Source organism: Estrella lausannensis (assembly GCF_900000175.1).
In the GTDB taxonomy this organism is placed as follows: domain Bacteria; phylum Chlamydiota; class Chlamydiia; order Chlamydiales; family Criblamydiaceae; genus Estrella; species Estrella lausannensis.
In genome coordinates, this window is the sequence record NZ_CWGJ01000001.1 from 247,098 (window position 1) to 256,762 (window position 9,665).

General features: G+C 52.3%; 7 protein-coding genes and 1 riboswitch. Of the genes, 4 read left to right on the forward strand and 3 right to left on the reverse strand.

The features are described from left to right. Positions 1-51: 51 nt before the first annotated feature. Positions 52-242: riboswitch (cobalamin riboswitch) on the reverse strand. 205 nt (positions 243-447) lie between these two features. From ELAC_RS00970 to recA, 3 genes are all read left to right on the forward strand, one after another. After that, the gene (locus ELAC_RS00970; protein WP_239414289.1) at positions 448-900 is read left to right on the forward strand and encodes a LexA family protein; all 453 of its coding nucleotides are present in this window, start codon (positions 448-450) and stop codon (positions 898-900) included. Then, positions 900-2,138 carry a Y-family DNA polymerase gene (locus ELAC_RS00975; protein ID WP_098037402.1) on the forward strand — a complete coding sequence of 413 codons (1,239 nt, stop codon included), beginning with the start codon at positions 900-902 and terminating at the stop codon, positions 2,136-2,138. Before ELAC_RS00970 ends, ELAC_RS00975 begins: the two co-directional genes overlap by 1 nt. A 93-nt stretch (positions 2,139-2,231) precedes the next feature. Continuing rightward, complete coding sequence (gene recA, locus ELAC_RS00980; protein ID WP_098037403.1) at positions 2,232-3,332, forward strand: recombinase RecA; 1,101 nt, start codon at positions 2,232-2,234, stop codon at positions 3,330-3,332. Positions 3,333-3,379: 47 nt separating this feature from the next. Here the strand turns inward: recA and ELAC_RS00985 are convergent, their stop codons facing one another. Beyond that, a complete protein-coding gene (locus ELAC_RS00985; protein WP_158227768.1) occupies positions 3,380-4,279 on the reverse strand; it encodes a polyprenyl synthetase family protein in 900 nt (299 codons plus the stop codon). Positions 4,280-4,545: 266 nt separating this feature from the next. Between ELAC_RS00985 and ELAC_RS00990 the strand changes: the two genes are divergently transcribed. Then, on the forward strand, positions 4,546-6,153 hold the full coding sequence (locus ELAC_RS00990) for a hypothetical protein (protein WP_143406396.1): 1,608 nt from the start codon (positions 4,546-4,548) through the stop codon (positions 6,151-6,153). Here ELAC_RS00990 and def read toward each other — a convergent pair. Next, positions 6,109-7,095 carry a peptide deformylase gene (def, locus tag ELAC_RS00995; protein ID WP_098037406.1) on the reverse strand — a complete coding sequence of 329 codons (987 nt, stop codon included), beginning with the start codon at positions 7,093-7,095 and terminating at the stop codon, positions 6,109-6,111. The two genes, ELAC_RS00990 and def, sit on opposite strands and share 45 nt — an antisense overlap. Before the next feature lie 244 nt (positions 7,096-7,339). Next, positions 7,340-9,574 (reverse strand): Tex family protein, encoded by a 2,235-nt coding sequence (locus tag ELAC_RS01000; protein WP_098037407.1) that lies wholly within the window; start codon positions 9,572-9,574, stop codon positions 7,340-7,342. Positions 9,575-9,665 lie beyond the last annotated feature (91 nt).

Here is a 9,665-nt window from a genome sequence, read left to right on the forward strand (position 1 = left end):
CCCCATCCCGCCTTTAACGAGGCGGCTTTCCGCATCCTTTAACGGGGTGCGGTCGATGAGCGAGATAAAGCAGGTCTTCTGACTCCGAGATCATCCTCTGCGCTTGGCCTTCCCACCCATATCGGGCAGTGGCGTTTGACTAAAAGCGCATCGTCCTTCGTTACAGCGGCGTCACCGTACGGGGTTCTAACCCGTTTTCCTATTCTCCCCTCGAGAGGGGCACTTTATCACGTGCATTGAACATTGTTGTTCTTTGGCTACATGTATAAAAGGTCGCTTGCCATCCGGTCAAGAGTAATCGCTTTTACATATCTAAATTGTTTAACACTAAAATGATATAATTCCGCTGTTTTGAACGGGATGAATTAGAAAGGGATAGGTTTCACCACGAGGGATAATCCCCCCTTGAGGTATACTGTCTTTATTTCGTGGCAAGGAGAGAAAAGCGTGGTTACAGAAGAGCCCTATCCGCTAAAAGTCGTCGACATCGCGAGGCCTGAAGAGGGCGCGCAGTTGTTCATCCCCTCCTTTCATTCGACAGTAAGGGCGGGCTTTCCCTCTCCTGCCGAGGACTATATCGAGAAAAAACTCGACATCAACGAGCTGGTTGTCGAGCATCCGGCCGCCACCTTTTTTGTAAAGGTGGAGGGCGATTCGATGATCGATGCCGGCATTCACTCGGGAGATATTTTGGTTGTCGACCGCTCCGTTGAGGCAAAAAGCGGAAAGATCGTTGTTGCCGTAGTCAACGGAGAGTTTACTGTCAAACGTCTTAAAATTGACTCGAAAGGGGTTTTTCTGCTTCCGGAAAATCCGCGCTATCCTCCGATCCAAATCGAAGAGGGAAGCGAGTGTTTTGTGTGGGGCGTTGTGAGCTACATCATCCACAAGGCTCTCTGATGCTCATCGGACTTTTGGACTGCAATAACTTCTACGTCTCTTGCGAGCGTCTGTTCAATCCCAGGCTTTTGAACAGGCCGGTTGTCGTTTTGTCCAACAATGACGGGTGCGTGATAGCAAGGTCCAATGAAGCGAAGGCGCTTAACATTCCTATGGGTGCGCCCTATTTTGAGATTCGCCTCTTTCTGCAGAGAGTGGGCGGAGTTGCAGTCTCTTCCAACTACGCCCTCTACGGCGATCTCTCAGACCGGGTGATGCATATTGTCCGCTCCTTAGTTCCCCAGATCGATGTGTATTCCATTGACGAGGCTTTTTTTGATGCGGATGTAAAAGACCCCCTTCTTTTTGCCGGAACGCTTAAGGAAACGGTGCTGAAGCAGACGGGGATTCCGGTTTCCGTCGGTATCGGGCGGACAAAGACGCTCGCGAAGGCAGCCAATAAATGCGCTAAAAAGTCGGGCGGGTTTCATTTTCTAACACAGTCTGACGAGGCGGATCTTCTGCAGCAGTTCCCCGTGGAAGATTTGTGGGGAATCGGCCATCGCTGGACTCTTCTTTTGAAGAGTCTTAACTGCAAGACAGCTCTCGATTTGAGAGATGCCGATGATGCCTGGATCAGAAAGCACCTGGGGATTGTAGGCTTGAGGGTGGCCTCCGAGCTAAGGGGTGTTTGCTGCTTTCCGTTAAAAGACGGGCGGCCCCTGAAAGGAACGATCGCCACCTCCCGGATGTTTGGGCGGGCAACGGAATCTTTAGATGATATCCTGGAGTCTGTTTCCGCCTATTCCTCGAAGGCCGCCGAAAAACTGAGGAAAGAGGGGCTTTTGGCCTCATGCATCAGCGTCTGCCTCGTCTATCACCCCTTCAGGGCAGGAGCGCGCGCGCTCAGGGTCGTACTGCCTGAACCCACCGACTTCACTCCTGCGTTGATCGCAGCTTCCCGGCAAGCGGTGAAAACTCTATATAAAGCGGGACGGAGTTATCGGAAGGCAGGGATTGTTCTTGAGGGACTGGTGCCAAAATCCCTCTTTCAGCAGGACCTTTTTCATTCCGGAGCGCCCGATCTGGAAAGGCGGAAACGCGCCATGCAGGCGATCGACGCGGTGAATAAATCCTTTGGGAAGGAGTCGTTAGTCTTTGCCTCTGAGGGTCTTGATAAAAAATGGTCGATGCGGCAATCGCTTAGATCCAACCGTTTCACGACAAGGTGGGACGAGATATTGAAAGTTAAAATTTAAATAGACGATTCTTTCTTTTCTTTATCGGGATTGAGAAATCGGCTATGCTGGCCATCTTCATCTATAAAAATCCAAAATGAAGAGGAGTCTAATATGTCCCATCCCAGTCCGAGCCCCGAAAGAAGAAAGGCGCTTGAGCTTGCTGTCAGCCATATCAAAAAGCAGTTTGGCGACGGTTCGATCATGTCCCTTGGAAACAGGCAAGCACAGCGTGGCGTCGAGGTCATTCCGACAGGTTCTCTCGCCCTTGATGTCGCGCTTGGCATCGGAGGCGTACCAAGAGGGCGTATCGTAGAGATTTATGGCCCTGAATCCTCGGGTAAATCGACGCTTGCGACGCACATCGTTGCCAACGCGCAAAAAGCCGGCGGCCTTGCTGCCTATATCGATGCCGAGCATGCTCTTGACCCCGCCTATGCCGCCAAGATCGGCGTTAACCTAGACGACCTGATGATTTCCCAGCCCGATTGCGGCGAGGAAGCGTTGAACATCGCTGAGATGCTGGCCAGGTCGAATGCTGTGGATGTGATCGTCATCGACTCCGTTGCAGCTCTTGTTCCCAAGTCGGAACTCGAAGGCGAGATCGGCGACAGCTTTGTCGGTCTTCAGGCCAGAATGATGTCTCAGGCGTTGAGGAAGCTGACAGCGACGCTGGCGCGAAGCAACACCTGCGCCATCTTCATCAACCAGATCCGTGAAAAGATAGGCGTGATGTATGGCAACCCCGAGACGACAACGGGCGGCCGGGCGCTGAAGTTCTACTCTTCTGTCAGACTCGATATCCGCCGAACCGGTTCGATCAAGAGCAACGACAACCGCGAAATCGGCAGCCGCGTGAAGGTGAAGGTAGCAAAGAACAAAATGGCGGCGCCCTTTTCGATCGCCGAGTTTGACATCCTGTTCGATGAAGGAATTTCAAGGACCGGATCGGCTATCGACCTCGCTGTCGATTTTGGCATCGTCGAGAAAAAGGGTGCCTGGTTTGCCTACGGCGGCGAACGCTTGGGCCAAGGAAGGGAAGCTGCCCGCGAAGTTCTCAAGTCGACACCTAAGATGCTCGAAGAGATCGAGCAGCGTGTTCTCGACAAGCTGAAGAACAAGGGCATTGCAACAGCAGCAGCGCCGACTGATTCGGAAGAGGCTCCTCAGCCTGCCGCATCAACGCGCTCGAAGAAAGAGGCCGCTTCCGTTTAAACGGGAGATCGTGTTTTTTGAAAAAGGGCCGCAAGGCCCTTTTTTTTTTAATCTGAAGAGATCGAGCTCTCCATAATGTCTGCAAGAGTCAGAAGGGCTCTTGAATCGATGCCGAGATGCCGAAGGCTTTTTCGGAAGGCGTCCATCTCGCTTGCAAAGAGATCTTTGGTCTTCTGGATGCCAAGCTCCACGGCGATATTCAGTCCTCTCTCCCGTAAATCCCGCTCATAATCGTCCAAATCATCTAAAATCTGGAAACCCAGGCCGAAGTGGCTCGCTGTTTTTTTGATGTCCTCCAGCCGGTCCAAGTCTCCGCCGCCAAACAGCCATCCGAAGACGAAAGAGATTTCAAAGAGGGAGGTGGTTTTCATGTGGATGATTCGGCGGATTGTCGCTTCGCTGCGGTCGGGGGGCATCAGATCGTAGAGCTGTCCTCCCGTGGCGCCGAAGATGCCGGTATTAAAAGTGGAGTTTTCCAGGGCCAGTTGCAGGACGCTGTCTTGCTTTGAGGGCAAGGCAGCTGCGTTTTTTGCAATCAGGCCATACCCTTCGGCAATGAGGGCATAGCTGGCAAGAAGGGCTGTCGCCTCTCCGAACTTTTTGTGGGCTGAGGGGCGGTTTCTTCTTTCGTCGTCGTCGTCCATGCAGGGAAGGTCATCGGCGATCAGAGAGGCAGTGTGGAAAAACTCGATCGCGAGCGCCGAGGACATGGCGTCGAAAGAGGGTTTAAGCATCTCCTGCACCATCAGGACAAGCGCCGGCCTTAGTCTTTTGCCGGGAGTGGCCAAGACGTATGCACATGCATCTTTCAGAATGTTTTTAGGTCCCATGGCTTGAACGTGCTGTTCAATGGCGCTTTCGATGCGCTTTTGATAGGGAGCAAGAAGGGTGTCCAATTTCATCTTAGAGGGATCCGCGCTTTTGACGGACGCTTGTCTGTTTTCCATGAGAGGCTCTTTTGAGTCAGTTTGCTTACAAGAAAGTTTGTGAGGGGTAATGCTTTTGAACCGGTCGCCGCCTGAGGGCGGGAACAAGGTTTTATTATACCGAACAGTTCTCATCATACAACAAAGGAGAAAAGGGTGCGCTGATTTTTTTCCTCTCTCCCGGCAATCGTGGTTTTTAAAAGAGGGCGGTATAACTTTCTCATGGAGTGTATCTAATTGGCTATAATAGAATTTTGGGGTGTTATTATTTTTACAGGTGAGTATTTGTGCAAATGACAGGCGGTGTCTATTCCTTTAACAGGGTTTTTTTGGGGTGGCTTGAAGGTGTCAAAGAGGATGTTCAAAATCCGATCGCTCTGGTTATTTCCGAACTGGCCAAAAGCTGTTTTGCAAAGGGGATGAGCGAGCTGGATGTCAAGGCTCTCCCTCATGGTTTCAAGCAGCTCATCTTGACAGAAGCTAAGTTCATCTACCACGCAGCTTTTGTTGTGGCGACGAGCATCGGTTTGGAAGCGCTTGTCTTGGAATGGACAAAAAATGAAGAGGAAGGGGCGCGAAGAGCGCTTTTACGGGCGGCCATTCATATCGGATCCGAGCACTTAAGCAACGAATTGCTCTGCCGGTTTTTGAGTGAAGTCGACTGTTTTCCGGGGAGTGCCTTGTTCAAGGACGGCCTCGCTGAAGATTTGATACGGTGCCGTGGAGTGACGCTGGAGGATCTTTTCAGTATTCATCAAAACCCAAGGGAGCGTGCTCTCTTCCATCCTGTCCTGGATATTAATGGCGTTCGTCAGAGGCCGGTGGACTTTGAGACGGTGTATGTTCAATTGTTTCTTGCCGACCACGACTTACCGATGGCCATGATCCAATTTGATATGGGCAAAGATCCAAGAAGCGGTGAGCTCTCTTCAAAGGGCCTGCAGGAGCAGATCCTTAAGAAGATTGCCGAGGCAATGGAGCGCGACGAGGGGGTAGTGTGCTTCACCAAAAAAGAGGAGTGCTGGACGAAGAAGCCGGACACGTGGACTTGGAAGTATCGGGCTATACTGCCGCTTGAGCTCGTGGTGTCGAGAGAACTGATCAAAGTGGTGGATTCGACTAAAAGAGTCCTGCGGGGCAAAGAGATATTCGGCCTTCAGATTAAAAGCCTTCCTTTCAAACCCATGTTGAGCGGTTCTCTGATGCGAATCAACATGTCAGCTGACAACTGCTTCCTTGCAGCGGATAAAAATACGGCCGACAGCTACCCGCCCCACCCTTTGAAACAGATCATTATACTGTACCCTGAGGATAAACAAGATGTGTGGTGCTCTTTTCTTTTTCCCTCGGGAGAATGTATGAGATTTAGGTTGAACGACCTGGATCTTCCAGGTGTTCGCGAAGAGCTGGAATTTTTGGTTTTTTTGGAAAATGGGGTGAATCAGATCGGCAATTTCGGATTGAAGCATATGTGTCAGGAGGCTGCGCGGTCTGCGACCTTCCGCTCCATCGCCCTCTTCAACCTAGCTTTGAAATTGGAGCGCGTCAAGGTGGCAGATAGGATGACCGGAGAAGTCGGTGAGCTCTTCAAAGAGCCGCTTATGGATTTAAAAACTTTCACTTCGCTATCGTCCGACCGGCTGCCCCTTTTGTTTGCCGAAATGAAAGAAGCGGTGACGCACTCGATGCTGAAGCATCAAGAACAAGACGCCTGGCTTCTTTACCGGGGATGGAAATTCTTAAAATCCCCCTTAAGCATGCTTCCTGCGGAGCTCCTTCAGATGATTATCGGATTTCGGCGGGAGCATGACGCCAACAGTTTGGAGAAGGATTTGGCCAGATCGGGTGCCTCAGGAGGCCCTTCCCTTGCGGATGCGTGCTTCCATAGCCTGTAGTAAAGGCTCGATCTTCTTTTGGTGGGGCGCCGGCAGCCGGTCTGTGAAGAGGATGCCGTCTAGGTGGTCCATCTCGTGCATCAGGGCTTTGGCATACCAGCCGGAGGCTCTCTCTTCTTTCTGCTCTCCGTTAAGATCGGTGTAGCGGACGCTGACCTCATAGGGGCGCTCGACATCGGCCTCGATTCCGGGAATGGAGAGACACCCTTCCGTATCGGCCCACGTATCTTCTCCCGGATTGAAAAGAGTGGGGTTGATGAACACTTTCAGGTCACCCAGGGTGATCGTTTCGTCGAAATTTTCTATCGGCTGTCTGATCAGGAAAATGCGGAGCGACTTTTTGACTTGAGGGGCAGCGATTCCTAAGCCATCCAATGCATCCATTGTCTCTTGCATGGCACCTACAAGCTGCCTGATCTCTTCGGTAATCTCTCCAACCGGCTCTGCTTTTTGCTTAAGCACCGCATCTCCGAAATAGGCCATAGGCAAGAGTTTTTCAGGAGAGGGGCCTGTCAGCTGCTCATCGAGGCCGGAGGCGATCAGCCCGTTGCGGTAGAACCAGCGCCCGTTCAGGAGCTCGAAATAGCTCTTTTCGGTGAAGGAGGTGTTCTTTCGCTTTTTGGAAAGGTGGGCGGCAAAGGTCACGGAAGAAAAGGGCGCTCTTGGGGTGAACTCTAAAATCTCGAGGTTGTGGAAGGTCGATTCCCGGGAAAATTTGAGGATGGACTCTATCCACTCCGCGCGGTCGTCTTGATAGAGCAGGCTTGCCGGATGGGTGGTTGTGATGATGTAGTCGGCAAGACCTAGCGCATACGCGGAAAAGCGCGACCGCATGAGGGCCAGAGCGTCGGGAGCATCTTTTCCCTGATGCAGGGGCTGACAGCATGTCGCATAGGCTTTTTGGCTACAGCAAGGGCAGGGAATCTCTTCTATCTTGTTCATCTGAATTGGAATTTAAGGGATAAAAAATGAAGTGAATTATTTTCCGTAAACTAAAAATTGTAACAGAGCAGGCAATAATTTTAAAGGCGGTTTCTGCCTGCAATGGCTCGGAGTTGTTAGTGGGAAACGGTCTTAAAATTGGAAAATAAAATTTTGAGGCGGTTGCTTGGGGCCTCCCTGCCCCCTCTGCAAAAAAAACAGCGGACGGCCCACGAGTGGCGCTTCCGCTGATGGATCGGACCCCTTAGAGGGAGGCAAACGGGTTGCTGCTGAATTTTTCCTGCTTCGGAGCTGCCTTTTTGGCTGGAGCTTTGGCAGCATCCCGGTTTTTCTTGGCGGAGAGGGAAATACGCTTCTTCTCCGGCTCAACCTGCAGCACTTCGACTTTGATCTTATCGCCGACCTGCAGCACTTCCGACGGATCTTTGATGTAGCGGTCGGTAATTTCTGAGATATGCACCAGACCGTCTTGGTGGACGCCGATGTCGACGAAGGCTCCGAAGGCGGTGACGTTGGTGACGATTCCTTCCAGCTTCATTCCCGGTTTCAAATCGTTCATCGTCTGCACATCGTCGCGGAAACAGGGCGGCTCGAAGAGGGCTCGTGGGTCGCGACCCGGTTTTTTCAGCTCCGAGATAATGTCCGAGAGGGTGTGGATACCGACTTCGGTGTTCAGGTAGAGCTCGACGGGGATAGCGTCGATAAGACGCGGGCTGCGCATCAGCTCCTCCAGCGAAACCTTCTGGTCCTGGGCGATCTTCTCGACCAGCTCATAGCGTTCCGGGTGGACTGCCGATTTATCGAGGGGATTCGGGCTTTCGCTGACGCGTAAGAAGCCGGCGGCCTGCTCAAAGGTTTTAGGACCGAGTCCACTGACCTCTTTGAGCGCGTTGCGGCTTTTGAACGGGCCGTTCTTCTCGCGGTGCTTGACGATCTTGGTTGCCAGCGTCGGTCCGATGCCGGAGACATAGGTGAGCAAAGAGGCGCTGGCCGTGTTGACCTCGACGCCGACGGAGTTGACGCAGCTCTCGACCACCTCTTTGAGCTTATCGTGCAGAAGAGGTTGAAAAACATCGTGCTGGTATTGTCCGACACCAATTGATTTGGGATCTACCTTGACCAGTTCCGCGAGTGGGTCTTGCAGCCTTCTCGCGATCGAGATGGCTCCCCTTATGGTCAGATCAAGATCAGGAAACTCTTCCCGCGCGGTGTCGGAGGCGCTATAGACGGAAGCTCCCGATTCGCTGACGGACACTAAAATGATGTGCCCGAGGTTCTCCTCTTTAAGAAACGCGCGGACGAAGCTTTCTGTCTCCCTTCCGTAGGTGCCGTTTCCCACTGCGATGGCAAAAGGGCTGGTCTTTTTGATCATGGCGCGTAAGCTCTCTTTGGCAGCAGCAAGCGCTCTCTCCCCTTGGGATAAGAAGACGGTAGCATAATCGAGGAATTTGCCCGTTTCATCCACCGAGGCGCATTTACAGCCGGTGCGGATGCCGGGATCGATGCCAATGACCGTTTTGGTGCCGAGGGGTGCGGCCATGAGGACATTGCGCAGGTTGGACGCAAACACATCGACTGCCTGGCGATCAGACTGCATTTTCAACTCAACACGCAGGTCAGTTTCGATCGAGGGTTTCAACAGGCGGCTGAAGGCGTCTTCGATGGCGGCGGCCAGCTCTTTGGCGTAGGGGGACTGGGAATTGACTTTCATGAGCTTTTGAATTGCGCTGAGAGCTGCTTCTTCGTTGATTTCGATGTGAAACCGCAGCACCCCTTCATTTTCACCCCTGCGTATCGCCAGATAGCGGTGGGAAGGGATTTTGGAGATTTTTTCCTGGAAATCGTAGTACTGGGCGAATTTCTGTTCGACGTCTTTTTCTTTGTCCGCCTCTTTGGAAACCAGCATGCCTTCTTGGGAAAAAAGATCGCGGATGACCGATCTGACGTTGATGTTTTCGGAGGAGGCTTCCGCGGCGATATCGCGCGCGCCGGCAAGAGCCTCTTCGATTGTCGCCACCCCTTTTTCCAAGTCGATGAACGCGGCGGCTTCTTTTGAGGGATCGGCGGGGAAGGGCTGGCTCAACATCCTCTCGGCGAGAGGTTCGAGTCCCTTTTCCCTCGCGATTTGCGCCCGGGTTCTGCGCTTCGGCTTATAGGGTAGGTAGATGTCTTCGAGCTCTGTTTTTACTTGGCAGGAAGAGATTTGGGCAAGGAGAGCATCGGTGAGCTTTCCCTGCGATTCGATTGAGGCGATGATGGTCTCTTTTCTCTCGTGCAACTCAGTCAGGTAGGCGAGCCGCTCTTCAATCTTGCGCAGCTCAAGCTCGTCTAAGTTGTGGGTCATTTCTTTGCGATATCTGGCGATGAAAGGGATGGTGTTCCCTTCTTTAAGAAGCAAAACCGTAGCAAGCACGCTTTTGACGGGGATGGACAGCTCTTCTGCGATGGATGGGACGGGCTCAAAGGGGATTTTGTTCATGGCGACCTCTAACTGAAATGAAGATATACCGAGACTGCCTCAACATTTGGCATAGGGGCTTTCTCTTTGCCTATACCGAAACAACTTGAAA